The organism is Variovorax sp. GrIS 2.14 (assembly GCF_046115955.1).
In the GTDB taxonomy this organism is placed as follows: Bacteria; Pseudomonadota; Gammaproteobacteria; order Burkholderiales; family Burkholderiaceae_C; genus Variovorax.
Window position 1 is genome coordinate 1 of the sequence record NZ_JBJXIA010000034.1, and the last position, 18,749, is coordinate 18,749.

At 58.3% G+C, this 18,749-nt stretch carries 12 protein-coding genes and 9 pseudogenes; 7 read left to right on the top strand and 14 right to left on the bottom strand.

The window, feature by feature from the left end:
* Positions 1 to 55 precede the first annotated feature (55 nt).
* Positions 56 to 625: pseudogene (locus tag RCH10_RS25345) on the top strand (IS6 family transposase); the annotation flags it as partial.
* A 43-nt stretch (positions 626 to 668) separates the two neighbouring features.
* Here the strand turns inward: RCH10_RS25345 and RCH10_RS25350 are convergent.
* The 4 genes and pseudogenes from RCH10_RS25350 to RCH10_RS25365 form a co-directional block, all read right to left on the bottom strand.
* Entirely contained in the window at positions 669 to 2,048 is a 1,380-nt protein-coding gene (locus RCH10_RS25350; RefSeq protein WP_409054528.1) for an ATP-binding protein, read from the bottom strand.
* Between the two features lie 36 nt (positions 2,049 to 2,084).
* Positions 2,085 to 3,545 (bottom strand): RAD55 family ATPase, encoded by a 1,461-nt coding sequence (locus RCH10_RS25355; protein ID WP_409054529.1) that lies wholly within the window; start codon positions 3,543 to 3,545, stop codon positions 2,085 to 2,087.
* Positions 3,542 to 3,958, bottom strand: a complete 417-nt coding sequence (locus RCH10_RS25360) for a hypothetical protein (RefSeq protein WP_409054539.1) — start codon at positions 3,956 to 3,958, stop codon at positions 3,542 to 3,544. Before RCH10_RS25360 ends, RCH10_RS25355 begins: the two co-directional genes overlap by 4 nt.
* A 141-nt stretch (positions 3,959 to 4,099) precedes the next feature.
* Positions 4,100 to 4,841, bottom strand: a pseudogene (locus RCH10_RS25365) (hypothetical protein); the annotation flags it as partial.
* 240 nt (positions 4,842 to 5,081) lie between these two features.
* On the opposite strand from RCH10_RS25365, the gene RCH10_RS25370 reads away from it, so the two are divergent.
* Complete coding sequence (locus RCH10_RS25370; protein WP_409054530.1) at positions 5,082 to 5,312, top strand: hypothetical protein; 231 nt, start codon at positions 5,082 to 5,084, stop codon at positions 5,310 to 5,312.
* A 64-nt stretch (positions 5,313 to 5,376) separates the two neighbouring features.
* On the opposite strand, the gene RCH10_RS25375 is transcribed toward RCH10_RS25370, so the two are convergent.
* Positions 5,377 to 5,514, bottom strand: coding sequence for a hypothetical protein (locus RCH10_RS25375; RefSeq protein WP_409054531.1), 138 nt, complete (start codon positions 5,512 to 5,514; stop codon positions 5,377 to 5,379).
* Between the two features lie 392 nt (positions 5,515 to 5,906).
* Here RCH10_RS25375 and RCH10_RS25380 point away from each other — a divergent pair, with 392 nt between their 5' ends.
* Entirely contained in the window at positions 5,907 to 6,554 is a 648-nt protein-coding gene (locus RCH10_RS25380; protein ID WP_409054532.1) for an RNA polymerase sigma factor, read from the top strand.
* A gap of 62 nt (positions 6,555 to 6,616) precedes the next feature.
* Here RCH10_RS25380 and RCH10_RS25385 read toward each other — a convergent pair.
* The 5 genes and pseudogenes from RCH10_RS25385 to RCH10_RS25405 form a co-directional block, all read right to left on the bottom strand.
* A pseudogene (locus RCH10_RS25385) lies at positions 6,617 to 6,819 on the bottom strand (IS3 family transposase); the annotation flags it as partial.
* 429 nt (positions 6,820 to 7,248) lie between these two features.
* Positions 7,249 to 9,234, bottom strand: coding sequence for a TonB-dependent receptor (locus RCH10_RS25390; protein WP_409054537.1), 1,986 nt, complete (start codon positions 9,232 to 9,234; stop codon positions 7,249 to 7,251).
* A gap of 457 nt (positions 9,235 to 9,691) precedes the next feature.
* Positions 9,692 to 10,174: a hypothetical protein gene (locus RCH10_RS25395; RefSeq protein ID WP_409054533.1), complete on the bottom strand. Its 483-nt coding sequence runs from the start codon at positions 10,172 to 10,174 to the stop codon at positions 9,692 to 9,694.
* A gap of 192 nt (positions 10,175 to 10,366) precedes the next feature.
* Positions 10,367 to 10,714 (bottom strand): IS66 family insertion sequence element accessory protein TnpB, encoded by a 348-nt coding sequence (gene tnpB, locus RCH10_RS25400; RefSeq protein WP_409054534.1) that lies wholly within the window; start codon positions 10,712 to 10,714, stop codon positions 10,367 to 10,369.
* 187 nt (positions 10,715 to 10,901) lie between these two features.
* Positions 10,902 to 11,153, bottom strand: coding sequence for a transposase (locus RCH10_RS25405; RefSeq protein WP_409054535.1), 252 nt, complete (start codon positions 11,151 to 11,153; stop codon positions 10,902 to 10,904).
* Between the two features lie 622 nt (positions 11,154 to 11,775).
* On the opposite strand from RCH10_RS25405, the gene katG reads away from it, so the two are divergent.
* Both katG and RCH10_RS25415 read left to right on the top strand, forming a co-directional pair.
* Positions 11,776 to 14,019, top strand: coding sequence for a catalase/peroxidase HPI (gene katG, locus RCH10_RS25410; RefSeq protein ID WP_409054538.1), 2,244 nt, complete (start codon positions 11,776 to 11,778; stop codon positions 14,017 to 14,019).
* Positions 14,020 to 14,498: 479 nt separating this feature from the next.
* Positions 14,499 to 14,720 (top strand): annotated as a pseudogene (locus RCH10_RS25415) (transposase); the annotation flags it as partial.
* A 121-nt stretch (positions 14,721 to 14,841) separates the two neighbouring features.
* Here the strand turns inward: RCH10_RS25415 and RCH10_RS25420 are convergent.
* Positions 14,842 to 14,997: pseudogene (locus tag RCH10_RS25420) on the bottom strand (IS6 family transposase); the annotation flags it as partial.
* 355 nt (positions 14,998 to 15,352) lie between these two features.
* Here RCH10_RS25420 and RCH10_RS25425 point away from each other — a divergent pair.
* Complete coding sequence (locus tag RCH10_RS25425; protein WP_409054536.1) at positions 15,353 to 15,925, top strand: cytochrome b; 573 nt, start codon at positions 15,353 to 15,355, stop codon at positions 15,923 to 15,925.
* A gap of 65 nt (positions 15,926 to 15,990) precedes the next feature.
* Here RCH10_RS25425 and RCH10_RS25430 read toward each other — a convergent pair.
* The 3 pseudogenes from RCH10_RS25430 to RCH10_RS25440 all read right to left on the bottom strand — a co-directional run.
* Positions 15,991 to 16,461: pseudogene (locus RCH10_RS25430) on the bottom strand (IS6 family transposase); the annotation flags it as partial.
* Between the two features lie 150 nt (positions 16,462 to 16,611).
* A pseudogene (locus tag RCH10_RS25435) lies at positions 16,612 to 17,723 on the bottom strand (IS5 family transposase).
* 246 nt (positions 17,724 to 17,969) lie between these two features.
* Positions 17,970 to 18,086 (bottom strand): annotated as a pseudogene (locus RCH10_RS25440) (IS1595 family transposase); the annotation flags it as partial.
* Positions 18,087 to 18,385: 299 nt separating this feature from the next.
* Between RCH10_RS25440 and RCH10_RS25445 the strand changes: the two are divergent.
* Positions 18,386 to 18,749 (top strand): annotated as a pseudogene (locus RCH10_RS25445) (hypothetical protein); the annotation flags it as partial.

Consider the following 18,749-nt stretch of genomic DNA (forward strand, 5'->3'; position numbering starts at 1 on the left):
CTTCTTCAGCGTGCGCTCGGAGCGCCAACTCATGGAGTAGACCCAATACAACCTCCTGTATCGCTGGTTCATCGGTCTGGCCATGGACGATGCGGGCTGGGTCCCCAGCGTGTTCACCAAGAACCGTGAACGCCGGTTTCGCAAGCGCAAGCGCTCGGTCGGGACGAGTCGGCGAATGGACGAGACCTATGTGAAGGTCAGCGGCGAGTGGAAGTACCTGTACCGAGCGGTGGACCATGCCGGCCACACCGTTGACTTCCTGCTGCGCGCGCACCGCGATCTCGCTGCAACGAGGTGTTTCTTCGAGCGTGCCATCGACCTGCACGGCGTGCCCGAGAAGATTATCATCGACAAGAGTTTCGCCAACACGGCGGCGATCGTGGGCATGTGCGCCGACAGCGGCGCATCCATCGAAATGCGCCAATCGAAGTAGCTGAAGAACCTCATCGAACAAGATCACCGGGCGATCGAACGCATTGTGCAACCGATGCTCGGATTCAAGTCGTCTCGCTGCGCTCGCGCCATCATTGCTGGCATCGAACCGATGCACATGATCAAGAAGGGGCAGGTCGATTGCATCAAAGACAGCGCCTCGTCCGCTTCTGACAAGTTCTATTCGTTGGCCTTCGGAGGCCAGCTACTTCAGCTCCCGTCTCAGCTTTGCTCTGCTATTGCGACAGAACCTTTTGGTTTGCATCTCCTGAATCTCTCGCTTCAATAAGTTGAAGCAAAACATTGAAATCGACCGGCTTGACGACATGATGGTCGAAACCAGATCTCAGGGCGTGTGCTCGGTTGATCACACCGTCATAGCCCGTTAATGCAATCAGCGTCGGAGCAGAAAACCCAGCACCGCTTTCGTGACGTATCCGTTCGGCAACTTCGTACCCGTTCATCCCCGGCAGTCCGATGTCGCACACCACAATCTGCGACCGTTGTTCTGAATATTTAAGCAAAGCGCCCGGACCATCGAAAGCGAACTCGACCTCGTAGCCTGACATCTGCAGCAGCATGACCAACATTTCGTTCGCGTCGACGTTGTCGTCAACTACAAGAATGCGAGCGGACACGAAAGTGGGTTTTGGCAACTGCTCAGGCGCAGTTTCTTCTACGTAATTCAAACGCGGAAGAACCACTGTGAATTCGCTGCCCATGCCGAGCCCATCGCTGCGCACCCCCACGGTTCCTCCATGTCGCTCCACCATGCCTCGCACGACCGTCAATCCAATACCCAGCCCGCCTTGACTGCGACTGAGCGAACGTTCTTCTTGTCCAAACAACTCGAAGATGTGAGCCAGCGACTCCTGCGCAATCCCGCTTCCGTTGTCCGTGACCTTCAGCACGACAGATTCACCATACGACCTCGCGCTGACTGAGATCGCACCACCGTAAGGCGTGTACTTGGATGCGTTGTGCAAGAGGTTGCCGACGATCTGCGCGAGGCGGGTCAAGTCCCCATCCACATAGATAGGGGTGACCGGCATGTCCAGCGTAAGTTCCTGATGTTGCGAGTCGATGAGCATGCGGTAAATTTCAACCGCCTGATCAACAAATTCACGGACGCTCGTTGGCCGTCGTTGCAAAGTAACCTTGCCGCTTGTCACTCTCGATGCATCCAGCAAATCATCAAGCAGCCTGGCCATATGGTCCACTTGCCGGCCGACGACCTCGCGGATCTTTTTCAGGCGAGGGTCAACAGTGTCAAGCCGCTCCAGCAATGCAACCGCGGTTCGGATCGGTGCCAAAGGATTGCGAAGTTCGTGAGCCAACATCGCAAGGAACTCGTCTTGCTGAAGCTTCGTCTTGCGTGCCGCTTCACTCGACTCTTCAGCGGCCAGCGTGGCCATAACCAGATGCGCATTGGCTTCACGAATATCGTCTTTTTGCTTCGCGGATCCGGACGCTGCTGCTTCGCGAACTTCAAGTGCGCCTTCACGTTCAGCCAGCGTTTGCATGGGCTGCATCACTGATGGCCCTTGCAAAAGCGCGGCGTCCGACTCTTGGTCGGCGGCATTCGCGCCACCGGTGTCACTGGGTTGATTTGGCATGCGGCTCGGTTTCGTTCTCAAGCCGGCTTCCGCGCTTCAAGCTGGCCGCGGGTGGCCCGTCAGCATGGCGTCCATGTCCGGCGTTGGCTGCCCAATGACGATACCAGCATCCGTAATGTCGTAGGGACGAAGTTCGTGGCTGTGAGCGCTGTTTCGTAGTTTCACCACTGCCATCACGCGACGAAGTTGACCTTTCAGTTCGACATACCGCTGCACGATGATTGCGTCCGTCAGGAAAGCGGCACCATAGGGACTGAATCTAAGGTCGGTATACCGATCTTCCAATTCGGAAATCAGCAATACGGCGACACCCATGCCCGTAAGGACGGCGATCATGCGGTGCAGCGACTCGCGAAAATCTTCTCGGAAGCTGGCTGCCAGTGCAAGCTCGAACCCGGAAAGAGAATCGACGACAACGCGTGTCGCTCCCGTTTTTTCGATCAATTGCGTCAACGCATAAAGTGTCTCGTCGATTGACAAGTCCAGCGCGCGAGTGTCGATCATGCACACGTCTCCACTGGCAATCAACTCGTCGAGTCGGAGCTTGCGCGAGCGGGTCGGGCTTTTCTCAAACGCCGCAATCACGCCTTTCTCTCCCGCCCGCGCACCTTCTGCCAGAAAGGCCGCAGCAAGCTGCGACTTACCGGAGCCTGAAGGACCCGCGACCAGCAGCGAGTAACCAGAGGGGAGACCACCACCCATCAACTCGTCCAGCAGGGGAACCCCCATGGAAAGGCGGGCCGGAGCCACGCCAACCGTGCTCGCAGCATCACCGGGCGGCTTCGGGGTAGGTGCAATCGTGCGAGGAAAAATCTGCACTCCATCGTCGCTGATGCGAAAGGTGTGGAGTCCGGGTACCGTCGCTTGTCCGCGCATCTTCATTACCTGAATCTTGCGCACCATCGAGTTGCGCTCGACGCTTTGGACCATCCAAAGAATGCCGTCTGCAACGGTAAAAATCGGATCGGTCTCGCTGTTGGGCACCGAGTATTCCCCGATCAGAAATGTCGTCGCCCGCCATGTAGTCAACAGCATCCCCAAGCGCTGTACGAAATGTTGCAGTTCCATATCGTCCTTGCCTGCGCTTCGCGCAGTTTGGACTACAGAGCGAAACGAATCGACCATCACCAATGCAGGCTCGAAGCGTTCGACTTCTTCAACGATACGTTTGAGGACCTTGCCGTAATCCCCGGCCACGATTTCGTCAGCAAGATTGATGAAGCGAATCGACTCGTTGACCTTGGCTGCATCGAAGAAGCTGTACTGCTGCTGGTAACGCAGCATTTTTAACGGCGGCTCGCCGAGCACGGTGAAGAAAATGGCTCGGTGCTGTGGGTTGGCGAGTGCGAACATGATCTGATGCGCCAGCGTCGTTTTGCCCGACCCAGGCGCCCCGGCGATCAGGTTGAACGAGAACTCCGGCAAGCCGCCGCTCAAAAGTGCGTCCAAGCCCGGTACACCGGTCGCCAATCGTTTGATCACAACCTTATCAATCATCTAATGTCCTCCGTAGAAATCTGATCAAACGCGGGTGTGCCCCAGGCCGATCTCAGCATCCGGGTCGTCAAGGGCTCACCGATCAAGGATTTGAGGTGATCCGTCAAAGCGAACAGCAGGGTTTTGCCAGCGAACAATGCCTGCTCGGGCGTACGTGCTTGAAGATCAGCTCGTAGAGCCAGAAGCATTGACTCAGATAGCGCCGCTGCACGCGGTGCCGCCCATTCGACTTCGGATTGCGTGCGATGCATGGCGTGGGAGCACAGCGCTGCTGCTGCCTGCGCTCCGACCAGCACGCTAAGCTCTGCGTGAAGCAACCGCAGGGTTGTGACTACTGCGTCAGCTATGAGCCCAGAGTCGGCCACGTCACCAGCGCGAAGTGCAATGGCCTGCTCGATGATGTCGTCCTGCATGACTTTTATTGTTACATAACCGGATTCTTGCATACGGCGTTTCTGTAAAAGTATGCTCCCACCGTAAAAAAGAGAGCCGGCCGCATTCGTCCGAACAGATCCCGAATCTTGTTGGCTGATCCTGAGGGGTCGGATTGATACGGCCGTCGGCCGAGACGGCGAGTTGAAGTACACCACATCAGCTGTGTGCGCCTGCAGCTGGCAGTGCAGACTGCAGAGCTTGCAAACTCGATTTGCCAGCCGATTCCGGTGCGTGACTGGTTTATGGTTTTATGCGCATGCAGGTACACCTCCTCGTACTTGATCGATCGCCACAGCCGCTCGATGAACACGTTGTCTCCCCAACAGCCCATGCCGTCCATCGACATGGAGATGCCTTGATCCGTGAGCAGCCCGCTGGAGGTCGCATTCGTAAATTGCTTGCCCTGGCCGATGTTGAAATAGTCGGGCGTGCCGTATCCACGCGGCGCATCAGTGAAAGATCGGCATCGCTCGCCGGCTTTGCTTGGGCCGAGTCTCGGCTGATGTTCGCCGGTTGTGCCTGGCGCCGCATCGGTAGATGCGTGGCCGCAATCGATCAGCGGGTCGCGCGCAGCATGCTGGCCTTGATGACCGCGCATTCCAAAAAATTATTCTCCAGCGCCAACTGGCCGATCTTCGCGTGCAGCGCTTTAAGATCGATCGCAGGTTCCCCTGTCGCCTGCTAGCCGCCGAACACGTCCGCCGCTCGGGTGAGCCACTGGTTCTTCCCGTCTGTGATTTGGCTGGGGTGTACGTCATGCTGCAGCGCCAATTCGGCCAGCGTCTTATCGCCTCGAATGGCGGCTAGTGCCACTTTGCCTTTGAATGCCGATGAGTGCGTACGGCGGGGTCTTCTGCTCATCTTTGCTCCAATCTTCACCGGCGAGATCCTCGCGTTCAGGAGCAGTTTCGAACTTATCGAGTTGTTCAGATTTCCAGGGCCAGCTCTGATGCAGCGCCCGGCAGCCCTTGTGGGCTGACCGATGAGTGTCTGAGATTTTCGCCCGAGATACGCAGCGCACTTGATCTGGGCTTGACCCGCAGAGCTTCCCCTGTATCAGGACTGCAGAACTGTTGGCTCCAAAAGGAGCCAGTACACACGTTGCCCGACTTTGCAAAAATTCTTATTCTGATCGCAACAGGAGAGGCGTCATATCACGCTCAAAATGACCACTGCGCCTCGACGTTTTTGAGGCAAGCAGGTGTCCAAAACAGCTGGGTAAATCTTGCTTCCGTTGGGATGAAAGGCAATGGTCTTATGCAGATGCTTGAACTCAACAACCTCGATATTGCGAGCTTTTACGGGAAGTGGCTCTTAAGACACCTGCGCTGATGGCTTGCTAAGCGATCAGACGCTGCAACTAATTTCCGAGAGATTAGAGTAAAAAAACGTCGAATTACTTCGGATCAGGAGTCTGCTTGCCACCAGTCGAATCGGCAGGCATCGAATTCTTGTCCATCGGCGTTTTGCTCATCCTGTCCTTTGACATCTTGTCTTTGGCCATGCCGCCGTTGGACATCTTGTCGTTGCTCATCGGCTCCTTGCTCATGTTGTCTTTGCGCATTGGCCGACCATTGGCCATGCTGCCGCCAGAGGTACCGCCATCGCTGGAGCCACTACTGGTTGCGGAGCCGCCATTCAGGCCCCCACCGCCGCCCCCGCTTCCGCCGGCCCCTTGAGCCAACGCCGAAACCGAGCCGAAAGCGAAGCACGTCGAAATGACGATTGTTGAAAACTTTGACATTGCAAACCTTTGAAGTGTTCTGATGCCACCACTTCACGCTTTTAGTGAACACGTCGACGTGCTCCATAACGCTCAAGTCCTGTGGGCGATCCCCTACCAAATAAAGCCGGTGCTACGGCCGTGAGGTTGGATCGGCGCATCAGTTTTCAGAGCGCACGAAAAAGCAAGCTTTTGTCTTACCAATGGACGCCTCGATGTCTGGGAACTTCTACCCAAATGAAAAACGGCTGCGCACCCAACAAATAGCTTCGAGGTCGGGCGACGCGCACCTTGATAACCTCGTTCATCAAGTTGCAGCGGGCGATACGCAGGCCTTTCGAGATCTCTATGCACTCTCTCGAACCCCCCTGTATTACTGTGCGCTCAAGGTCGTTCGTAGGAGAGAGATTGCAGAGGACGCTCTTCAGGAGGCGCTCCTGACGATCTGGCGCCTAGCTCCAGACTTCGCATCGGGACGTGGGTCGGCCATGGCTTGGATGATGGTGATAACGCGCAGCAGGGCGATTGAAATCCTTCGTCGTCAGGTCGCCAATCGGGAGAATCTGACTTTTTCTCTCGAAGAAGATGACTGGGATTCTTTGCTGTCTGATCAACCGGAGCCGGCAAGCGCGCTAGATGCCAAGAGGCTGTACGCCAAAGCGTATTGTGGTCTCAGTCAACTCAAAACGCACCAGCGCTGTGTGCTCAGCCTTGCGTTCCTCAGTGAAATGACGCACTGCGAAGTCGCGTCGCACACCGGCATGCCGATCGGTACGGTCAAGACTTACGTCCGCCGTGGATTAGTCAGCTTGCGCAGGGCCATGGGCGCTGAGCCGAACGTAGCGAGTTGACCGCTCAGACCTTTCACGAGCAACCTTGGCCTTGCCCCTGGAATCCGTATCCTTAGCCCGGTTCATGAGTTGGCTTGCTGCGGTTGATGGGCAGGCCAGTCTCGCTCGAACGGCATCGGGCTACATAGGCAAGCGTCGAGTGCAGCCGGTCGCGTACCAGAGCCACCAATCGACGGTTTCGTCCTTTGCCTCGCCTTGTCTTGAATCGTTTGCCGTGCAGTCGCTCCACCTTCAGCGATCCGAACCACGGCTCGCTGCGAGCGTTGTGTTGGCGCCGACAGGGCGTTGCCTCGCCTGAGCCTGTTTTGCCGGACTGGGGGTGACCCGGGGACAAGTCGCGGAAACGCTAGCCGCTGCTCCGTTTAAAGTCCATAAGGAGGGTCAGCGAACTGTCGGCAGCGTGGGTCGATCTGGCTTTGGCGCATACACTGAGGCAATCAGAGGCTCGCAAAAATTCCCAAAATCGGCGTGAACTGCTTCCGAAATCACTGCTTACTGCACTATGTGAAAAGCGAGTCATCGCCGATGAGACTGAAGCGTTTTGGAGGGGAGTATTTCCGCATCCTGCTAGGCGTATGATCTTGACAAGACGCTGATGCGCTACACCAATGCCTATGACGCGGACCCCCCGCCGATCAAGTTGAGTTACGACGATCCAAGTCGTCAATACCGCCAATTCTTCTGATTCAGTGGACTAGTTGAAAGTTACCGAGACGTTAACCCGCAGCGATCGCCGTTCGATGGGATGAAAATGAATGTCGTTGACGGAAACTGCTTCCTTGCGCAGACGTGATTCGTAGTAATAGTCGATCGCTGAATCCTGCCGGTTCGTCAGATTGAATGCCTCAAGCTCAACCCGTGTTGACTTGTTGATCTTGTAGCCGACGCGGGCGTTCAGCGTCGCCGTGCTCTTGGACCGCACGCTGTTGTCCTCGAGCAAAGGACGGGGACCGAAATAGCGCAGTTGTAGAGCACCATAGAACGCTCCGACGTTGTCGACTGCCAATGCGATCGATGCCACACCTTCGACTGCTCCGGGAATACGATTTCCCACAACGTCGAAATTCTTGAATCGGGCGCGAGCGAGGGCAACATCGACATCGATGGTCAGCCAGTCGAAGGGCTTGTAGTAATTGGAAAGCTCGAAGCCCACGCGCCTGCTGGGCCGTCCCGCAAAAGTGGTCCCGGCATCGCCCGCAAAGATAAGTTCAGAGTCGAAGTCAAGGCGGTATACCGATAGGGATGTTTGCAAGCCTTTGACGATCTCGGTTCGCACGCCCACCTCCGCGCCCTTCGAGCGTACGAGCGGAGAAATTCTGTCCGCAGGATCGCCCGTTTTTGGATCCACACTGATGGTCGTTCCCCGTGCATCATTGCTATGAAAACCGGTGCCTGCGTTGATGTAGTACTCCGTCTTGGCCCAAGGGCCAAAAATCAGGCCCAGCTTCGGGCTAACAATACTGGCTCGCGTCTTGCCCGAATTCAATGAGTTGTCGCTGTCGACCTTGAATCGGTAGGCATCGGTGCGCAAGCCGGCCACGGTTCGAAACCAATCGCTCCAGTAGGTTGTGTTCTCCGCGAACAAACCCAAACTGCTTTCCGTAATGTGATCCTGGCGGGTCGTAGACAGGCGCTGCCGCTCGACCGTGCTGTAAAGACCATTGTGTATGTTGTCATTCTCCAATTGAACACCGACCGTTGTCTGGGACGCCTGTCCCCACCCCCCAGTCTGCCAAGTGTGAGCAGCCTTCAGGCCCGTGGTGATACGCCGGTCGGGCTGATTGAACTGATCGCCGTGGACAGGGTCGTCGAGAAAATAGGTGAAGTTGGAAAAGAGATTCAACCGCTGCTGAATGACGTAAGCATTGACTTTGTTCGAACCACTGGCGGTGGTGTTGCGCCACTCGCTTGACAGGCTGTAGCGACTTGAGTTGCCACCGTCGCTGGGGTCGATGGCGTCAAAGCGTGACAACACCCCACTGTCAACAGCTCGCTTGGGGATCTGGTCAGTCGCGTTCCACTTGGCGGTGTACGCCATACCGGTGATGTTGAAACCGTTGGCCTCGTTTCCCTGGCTGTAGCGAAGTACGCCATTCAGCTTCTTGTAATCGTCAGGGTGAACGAACGGACCGTCGTTGCGAAAAGCTTCCAGCGCATAGAGCAATGTGCCATCGCCGAACGCGGGCGAGTCAGCCAGAAAAAGCCGGCGATAGCCACCTTGACCAAACCCAAAGCTCGCGATGCCGTGGTCAAGCTTGTCTGCGTAGCGTACTGAGACTGCGCCGGCCGAAGAAAAGTCGCCTTCGGACGCGTAATAAGGCCCCTTTTTATAGTCAAGCTGCGTCGCCAACTCCGGCATCAGAAAATTGAGGTCTGTCCAGCCTTGACCGTGCGAGTGACTGCGTTCATTGACCAGCATCCCGTCTACGGTAGTGCGAAGGTCAGTGCCGTGGTCAAGGTTGAAGCCGCGCAGATAGAACTGATTGGCTTTTCCTTCACCGCTGTGCTGACTCACGATCAGGCCGGGAGCGGCTTCCAGCAGTTCTCCCGGCCGATAGACGGTTCGTGCCGCGAGTTGCTGCTGCGTGACAACGCCGACGTTGGCCGAGTCGGCAATGCCCAGCTGACTGTTGCGCGAGCTTTCAACGATGGTCGGCGCCAAACTGGTCGGCTCGTTGATTGAAGCCGGTGATTGCGCAAAGGCTCCCCCGGCAAGCGCTGAAGCCAAGAGAAGCGTTATACGAGGGGCGCTGAGGTTGACGTAAGCGGTCCCACGCACAGCGGGACCCAAGCGGCCCCTGTCTAAATCAAGGGTTTTGAATGAAGAGAGCACGGTTTTCTCCAAATCCGGATGAGAGTCCGGCGGCTCGATTTTTGGCAAGGTCTTGCTCCGCGTCGTCAAATGGCAACGCGGCCGGTAGTCTCAGCGTGACGCTGCGCAAAAAGGGCGCCTCGAAAGCGGCCGAGAGCAAAGGCTTCGGCGCGTGGCAACCTTCACGAAACGCGCGCGCACACGTGCGAGACGCGCTCACACAAAGTAAGGTTCAGGGTGCAATGCAATGCATTGCATTGCATTGCACTGCGACAGGCATTCAGCAGCGCTGTGGCACCGCACAGGGCGGTGTGCGGTAAACTGCTCAGGCCACGCTCATTGGCGGACGGTCGAGTCGCCGGAGGTTGGCGCTGGAGAAAGCTTCGTCGGTAAACGCCCGCCAGCTACTGTTGCGCAATTCCTGAGTTGAAATCCTCAGCGCAACATTTTCAGAAACGACAAAAAACAATCCTGCTCCGGCTTGCAGGTTTTCTGAAGATGCTCCGTCCCCGTCCGTCGGTGTCTCCAGATTCACCACGCTTTCATCGTCGGAATCGTGATGGTGACGCAGTCCACTTTCGTGATGATGCGGGTGATTCGCCGTTTTCACATGGTCGAATTCGGTTCGGCGGAAATCTCTCCAGCCACTCATCGACGCTTGGGACAGGACGGCGGGCTCGGACGTCCGATGCACATGCTTGGCGCCAAGGAGACCGACGATCGCCACGGAAACCGACTGGAGCGGCAAAGCGACGACCAAGCAGGCCGTCGTCAGCCATAGCGCGATGAGTCGGTGGATTCGCTGCATCAGGCGCTGGAAGGCAGCGGCTCAATACTGCGATTCGCAAGGTTGTACATGACGTTGGCGCGCTCTTACAGATCAGGCGTGTTCGTGGACATGTGCAATGTACGAACGAAAGCGCGTGCTGGATGTAGGCTTGGGACTTAAACGAACCTTTTTGGGTGAAGCGAACCGGCGCTTCTAAAAATCGACTATTTTTTACGGCACCATCTCGGGCTGCCAAGTGCGTGCGGTCATGCGCCAGTCAATGCCTTCGAGCAGCATCGACAGCTGCGCGGGCGTGAGCGATACGCTGCCCGAGGTGGCTTGCGGCCACACGAAGCGACCCTTCTCCAATCGCTTGGCTAACAGCAGCGATCCCTGGCCATCGGACCACAACACCTTGATGATGTCGCCGCGACGCCTGCGGAAGACGAACACACGGCCCGAATGCGGATTGGCCGCCAGTGCGGTTTGCACCAGCGCGGCGAGCCCGTCGAAGCCCTTTCTCATGTCGGTGTGGCCGGCGGCAATCCACACGCGTGTGTCCGAGGGCAGGCCGATCACCTGCGCTGCGCCAGCGCGTCGCGCACGGCGCCCAGGCGCTGGGCATCGATGGGGCCTTGCAGCCGAACAAGCACAATGGAAATCGATCTCGATGAGCTCGGATGCCGATGCTACATCCGATGACACGCGCGCCGATGGAGATGCTGTGAACTTGGGACCGTACGGTGACGGGCAGCAGCGCTGCTGGCTACTGCGAGCAAGCGCTGCGGGGTCCTTTCAGACCGATCCAGCGCCGCAGCAGATTCGCGTTGATCCGGTGTGCCATGGCCGTCGCAGCCACCGAGGTGCCCGGTATCAGGCATTGGCGCACCAGTTCGGTCTTGCAGTCCTCGGCATAGATGCGTTTGCCATCGCTACGCAAACGCGGGACGCCCGGTTGCAGTTCGACGGGGTGTGTTCTGTCGACTCTCTCGGGTGCACTATGGCTGCGTCCACTCACTCAACTGGGTGGACGCAAGCGTGCCCTGCTTACCTTCTAAACGCGACATGGGGACGCATTGACTCATCCGATCTGCTACCAGATGAGCTGACGAGCCACAGGGGCAGTCATACCTTTACCATCGTGTTTTGAACGAATTCACTTTTCTCGACGGGCCCGGGGCAGGGCGGCGCCGCACTCGCGGTCAATGTCTACTTCGGCACCGGCACATTGCCGGCCATCAGCCGCGGACCGGCGAGCCCCGCCACTGGTAGTAAGGAAAGTTCCCGGGCAAGCTGGTTAACGCAAACGGCTAGACCGATGCGAGGGCGGCTATACCCGCTCGTGCCGTCGTGGCAACGGTTTGCACAAGACCGAAAGTCGCTACGAGACTAGACGTGCCGGTCGGGTCGATGGCTATCCCGAGCCAAAGCTGTTTACGTCCCGCATTGGCTGCGCTCCCACGCCTACACGGCGCAGGCCCGGCGAGTTCACGATCCAATTCCACAACCGGGCGCCAGCAATGGACCCCGCTTGGATTCCAACTGCTTCACAAGGACCATGGATGAACACGACCACCCCAGACAAGACAAACACGGCTACGCATCAAATGGAGGGTAGATGCCCGTTCGGCGGAGACCGCATGGGCGGCGCGTTCGGCACGCCTCCGACCCTCGAGGACTGGTATCCGGACCGTCTGCGGGTCGAACTCCTGCATCAAAACGGTCTTGCGGCGGATCCGCTCGGCCCGGATTTCGACTACGCCGCCGAATTCGCGAAGCTCGACTTTGAGGCGCTGAAGAAAGACATCAAGCAGTTCCTGATCACCTCGGTTGACTGGTGGCCGTCCGACTATCACAACTACGGTCCGCAGATGGTTCGCATGGCTTGGCACGCGTCCGGCACCTACCGGATCTCCGACGGCCGAGGCGGCGCCGGTACGGCCATGCAGCGCTTTGCCCCCATCAGCAGCTGGTGGGACAACGGAAACACCGACAAGTCCCGTCGCCTCCTCCAGCCAATCAAGCACAAGTACGGCAACGGATTGTCTTGGGGCGACCTCATGATTCTGACCGGCAATTGCGCACTGGAGATCATGGGGTTCCCGACCTACGGTTTCGGCGGCGGGCGACTCGACGCCTGGGAGGCCGACAACGCAACGTATTGGGGCCCCGAGATCTGGGACCCGAAGAACGTCGATGGCTTCGACAGCATGGTCACGCGAGACAAGCGCTGGCGCGGCATGAACGGCGATCCCGACTACGACCTAGAGAATCCGCTGGCCGCAACGCACCAGGCGCTGATCTATGTGAATCCGGAAGGGCCATACGCCAATGGCGATCCCATGGGGTCGGCTCGCGACATCCGCATCTCGTTCACCCGAATGGCAATGAACGACGAAGAGACCGTGGCGCTGATCGCGGGCGGCCACGCGTTCGGCAAGAGCCACGGCATGGTGTCGCCGAAAGACGTAGGTCCGCCTCCCGAAATCGCGCCCATGGAGGCCATGGGTCTGGGATGGGCCAATCCGAAAGGCCCGGGCTTTGCGCAATACACGATGACGAACGGGATCGAAGGCAGCTGGACGCCCAACCCCACGCAGTGGGACAACAGCTACCTCGAGAACCTGTTTAAGTTTGAATGGAAGCAGGTCAAGAGTCCGGCCGGTGCGCTGCAGTGGACGCCGACGGACCCGAATGCGCCCAAGACACCCGATGCGCACGTCGACGGTCAGATGAACGATCTGATGATGATGACCAGCGACATCGCGCTCAAGGTTGATCCAGAGTTCTGCAAGGTCTGCGAGAAGTTTCTAGCGGACTTCGACGCCTTCACCCAGGCGTTCTCGAAGGCTTGGTACAAGCTGACCCACCGCGACATGGGGCCGCGGCATCGCTACCTCGGCCCGGAGGTGAGGATCGAGGACGGTCTGCTGTGGCAAGACCCCCTGCCTGAGCGGGACCACGAGCTGGTCGCCGAGACGGACATGGTTGGATTGAAGCTGGCCATCCTCGCCACGGGTCTGTCGGTGTCCGATCTCGTGTTCACCGCTTTCTCTGCGGCCGCGACGTATCGCGACAGTGACAAGCGTGGCGGTGCAAACGGCGGACGATTGGCGCTGGCGCCTCAGAAGGACTGGGTGGTCAACAGCCGCGCCGCTCCGGTCGTCGAGAAGCTGCGCGTCACCATGGCGGACTTCAACGGCAAGCAGGGCACTGGCAAGAAGATTTCACTGGCAGACATGATTGTTCTGGGAGGCTGCGCGGCTGTCGAACGTGCGGCTCATGAGTCGGGCATCGAGGCCACGGTTCCGTTCACGCCGGGGCGGGTTGACACCACCCAGCAGCTCACCGATGTGGAGATGTTCGAATGGTTAAAGCCGGTCGTGGATGGCTTTCGCAACTACACCGACGAGCGCTTCGGGCAGATCTCGCAAGGTGTGGCGCCGGAAGAGTTATTTCTCGACAAGGCCAATCTGATGAAGCTGTCCGCTCCGGAATGGACAGTGCTCACGGGAGGATTGCGGGTGCTCAATGCGAACCACGATGGATCGGACGTCGGCATCTTTACGACCAAGGTCGGCGTGCTGACGAACGACTTCTTCGTCCACCTCACCGACACCGATCTGGTCTGGGAGAAGGCCCATGCGGACGGCTTGAGCTTCGTGCTCAAGGATCGCGCATCGGGCGCCCCGAAGTTCAGGGCCTCACGCAACGACCTTGTCTTCGGTTCCAACGCGCAACTGCGTGCGATCAGCGATGTCTATGCCGGCAGCGATGGGCACCCACGTTTCGTGAAAGACTTCATCAAGGTGTGGGACAAGGTGATGATGCTGGACCGCTACGACGTCAAGGGACACCGGCGCACGGCGTCGATGGCTTCCTGACAGCCGTCGGCCGCGGTTTTTCACGTTACATGCCGGTCTCGTGCTTCCCTCCTACGAAGGCGCTGAAGGTGGCAATCGCAACTTCTACCGCACCCATCCGGGTCAACGCTGCAGCCAAGGGGAAAATGGTGGGCCGACGCTAGAGTTTCCGGGAGCGCCGAGCGGTTCGCACTGAAGCGTATTTCCGGAGAGGGTGGAAAGCGAACTAAAGCGGCTTCGTTCTGGCATCAGATCGAATGGCTGGGCATAGCCGTTTACTGGGTGCGGGACTCACTGGCACCTCAACCTGAACTGGCGGTCACGCGCTGGCTTTCGCCTGTCGCACTGCCGATCTTGTCGCCACGCGGTGAGCGGTGGCGAAGCCTCCGTCTCGTAGGCCGCTCACGGCAGCGTCGAACTAACTGGCCGCATTCGGCGCTGGCCTTGTCCACTTTCTGCGCGACCGCACCTCGTGCGCCGTGAGCTGCGTGATGATCCCGTTGCCCGAGGGGCACTTGGCGCACTTCATCAATGAGGTTAGCGTCGGACTTGCGTATGGCGCGTTCCATGCGCGCTACGCTGAGGTCGACCCGCGCAATTAGCCATTACATCCGGCCTTGATGGTCAAGGTACCGGTGTGCGGCTATGTAACGGGCGTGCTCAGCTCGCGCAAGATCGCCCGCAAGCTGCACGAGGACGTGGCGTTCCGGGTACCGACCGCGCGCGCAAGAAGAAGTCGATCGTCTGGCAGGCCTTGTCGACCGCGCGCCTGCGCCAGCGAAGCATCAGCGACAGAACCGGCAAACCCGTCCGACAAGACACCGTCGTGCGGCCGAACACAACGCCACGCTCGGCCTTTATCTCTTCAAGGTTGCGCAGGCTCAGCGGGTAGGCCGCATACCAGCGAACGCACACCAGCATCACATCGATCGCGTAGTACAGTCGCTTGAGCACCAAACCCATCGCGTCGTTCATCGTCTTCGTTAAGGTCTGCGTCATTCGCCCACCTCAACCGACTCGACTCACTGCAACCGAACCCGAAAAGCAATGCGATCACTGCCCTTGAATGGTCTAAATGGTGACGTCGAGCAGTCTTGCGGACGCATTGCGATGCAATGCCATCCACTCGCGCTGCGCCATCCATAGTTCAGCGTCTCCTTAGACACGCTCTGCATCCCAACTGTCGGAAAAAGTATGAGATTTTTCAACAGCCAAGTAAAGTTTGGTATCAAACTTTGCATTGAGGATAGGCGAAAAATTGAATCCGACACTGCTCCATTCGTTGATGCGCTGCTACTCACTCACTTATGCGTCGACAGATGTATGGTCCTTCTTTAACCGCAACAAGCACCCAATGAATGCTCATCCAACAGATGTTTCACCCCAAGTGTCCGTGGCGTGGCGCTACAGCGGTATTGCGGCCGCCTTGCATTGGCTGCTCGCGCTACTCCTCCCAACGATGGCCGCTCTTGGCTGGTACATGATGTCGATCGAAGAGCAAACCGGCAGTATTTGGTATTTCGAGTTGCACAAGTCGATTGGTATCGTGGTGGCGCTGCTGGTGACCGCACGCATTGCATGGCGTATCAACCATCGTCCGAAGCCCTTGCCGCCAACTGTGCCGCTATGGCAGGCCAGGCTGTCCAAAGTGACTCAGGCGATGCTTTATTTGCTTATGGTGCTTATGCCGATTACGGGCTATCTGGGTGCGTCATACTCTAAAACGGGTGTGAAATTGTTTGGCAAGGACACACCGCGTTGGACGCTGCCCGATCACGACTTGTCTGAGCAATTCCTTGGAGTCCATGCGGTACTAATTTGGGTGCTGATCGTGCTGATCGGACTACATGTGCTGGGTGCTCTTAATCACGAACTCATTCGCAAAGATGGCGTATTTCAGCGCATGACCTTGAAACGACAGCGTTGATGCGATTGTGTTGGTTCTGTCGCGATAGCAGAGAGAGGTCTAAAAAATCTTTGTGTTGGTCGGCCTCAAAAAGCCAAAGAGTAGAACTTGTCAGCAGCCGACGAAGCTCTGTTTTTGAGCGAATCGCGCTGCCCCTTCTTGATCATGTGCATGGTTTCGATGCCGGCGATGAGGGCGCGAGCGGAGCGAAAAGGCTTGAACCCCAGCATGGGTCGCACAACGAGTTTAAATACCTGGTGGTCTTGCTCGATGAGGTTGTTGGGATACTTCGGCTCACGCATCTCGATGTGCGCACCGCTGTCGGCGCACATGCCGACGATCGCTGCCGTGTTGGCACTGCTCTTGTCGATCTTGATCTTCCCGGGCACGCCGTGCAGGTCAATGGCACGTTCGAAGAAGTGCCTTGCAGCAGCAAGGTCGCAGTGTGTGCGCAGCAGGAAGTCGATCGTGTGGCCGGCGCGGTCCACCGCCCGATACAGGTACTTCCACTCTCCGTTAATTTTTATATAGGTCTCGTCCATTCGCCAGCTCGTACCCGACAGGCCGCTTAACAGGATGCGGAAATACTCTCCTGCAAAACGCGTCATTCTCATCGGCGAAGACTCGATTTTCAAATAGTGCGGTAAGCAGCGATCTCGGGAGCTGTTTACGCCGATTTGAGTGTGTTTTGCGATCCTCTGATTGCCTCAGAGCCCCTGGGGTCGGACTTGTCCTAAGGAACGCATGGCGTCAGGTTGTAGGCCGTCGTCGTCAGCACGAACAGATGGTCCACGCGCTTGAGTCCACGCACCATCACCTGACCAATTCCGCCCACCGTCTTGGCCCAGCCAAAGCCCTGCTCGATGAGCTTGCGCTTGCGCTGCGACAGCGCATAACCCTCGCTCGCAGCGATGGAATGGGGCACTGCTGAGCGCCGCCCGGAAGTGTTCTGTGCCACGTGGGGGATCACGCCCATGTCCTGGCATGCCTGGACGAACTCCTGCGCGTCGTAGCCCTTGTCCGCACCGAGCGTGACCTCGACATCTGGACTCGCGGTAGCCTGACGGGCATCCCTGATCATGAACTTGGCCGCTTTGCGTTCGGCAAAGCCGTCGGCTTGTGTGACCATCGCATTGGCGATCAGGCCGTGGCGGTTGTCCGAGAGCGTGTGGCCCATGTAGCGCATCTGGCTGGCGGTCTTGCCCTTGCGGTACAGCCGCGCATCGCCATCGGTGCGCGATGCGTGGGTGTCGTTGCTGCGCGTCTGGCCTTTGAAGCTGGTGCTGTCCGTGTTGTTGTCATCAGCATCATCGTCACCGCTATTCTTGCGCACGAAGCTGCGGTGGCTGGCCCACGCTTGAATGAGGGTTCCGTCGACGCTGAAGTGTTGGCCCGACAGCCAGCCTTTGCGACCGATAGTTTCAACTATGGGGTTGAACAGCTCGATGATCGCGTCGTGCGCAATGAGCCGCTTGCGGTTCTTCGTAAAGACGCTGGGAACCCAGACCGCATCGTCCATGGCCAGGCCGACGAACCAGCGATACAAGAGGTTGTATTGGGTCTGCTCCATGAGCTGGCGCTCCGAGCGAATGCTGAAGAAGATCTGCAGAAGCATCGCGCGCAGCAGCTTCTCCGGCGCGATGCTGGGGCGCCCACCCTTGATGTCAGCCTCGTACATGCCGGCGAACAAGTCATCCATCTTGATCAGCGCTTCGTTGACCATCGCGCGGATCGGGTGCAGCGAATGGTCTGCCGCAACGAAGTCCTCGAGCTTGCGCATGGTGAACAGACTCTCGGTGAAGGTGTCGGCGCCGCGCATGGTCTGGGGTCTGTGCTGGAGTGAGGAAACGATCACTGATCAACGTTCGAGGAACAGCGGATGTCGACAGCGGTCGGGGAGTATTTCAGCAGCCTGCTAGGCTGCTGTCGAAAAAGAGAGCATTTCGTGTGGGCGCCTGGGCGCGCGCAGTCCTCTTGGCTATCGTCGAAGCTTGGGGCTTATGGCATAAAACCGTCCAGATTTTTAGCCGCATCCCCGGTGGGTCAATTTTCGGTCGGCGTCGACACCGCGAGGCCAGCGCCTGGCGATCAGTGCCGCCTCGCAAAGCTCCTCGGTCCCGTACAAGCTGAGAAACTCCCGCATCGACAGCCCAGGCTGGAACTGGACTCGGTTCATCGGCATAGCGCATCTCCTTGGTGGATGCGGCCATCATCAGGCCTTACTGGCTCACAGCGTGAGCCTGCTGAACTTCGTCGCTAATCAGGCGGCCCGATGACACGGGCGGTGACCGCGTTCTGTGCGCTGTCGCAAGCACGAGGGGCTCAAGCGAAAGCCACAACGCTTTACGTTTGCCGTGAACCGCTTTGTGTCCCAGCGAACAGACCCAGGCGGTTCGGTCGCGCAGGCTGCGTCATCCCAACCTTGCACGTCGCAATCCCGTATTGCGACCTGCTGGCTCCACCACTTCAGGAATCCGCCCGATGCTGTTCGACAAGTTCTCTGCACGCTCCCTGCAACTCAGCAATCGCATGGTGATGGCGCCGATGACTCGCAACCGGGCGACGCCCGCGCACACGCCAAATGCATTGATGGCCACCTACTATGGCCAGCGAGCCACTGCCGGTCTGATCATCTCCGAAGGCACGTCGCCCAGCCCCAATGGTCTGGGCTACCCGCGCATTCCAGGGTTGTATGACGCGGCACAGGTGAAGGCCTGGAAGGCGACGACAGCCGCCGTGCACGAGCGCGGTGTCGTCGCCCGCGACTGCGTCCTCGGGCATCTCCGTGGCCGGCATCGGCATGGCGGTCGCGGTGCTCGCGAGCTTCCTCTATGCCTTCGACGTG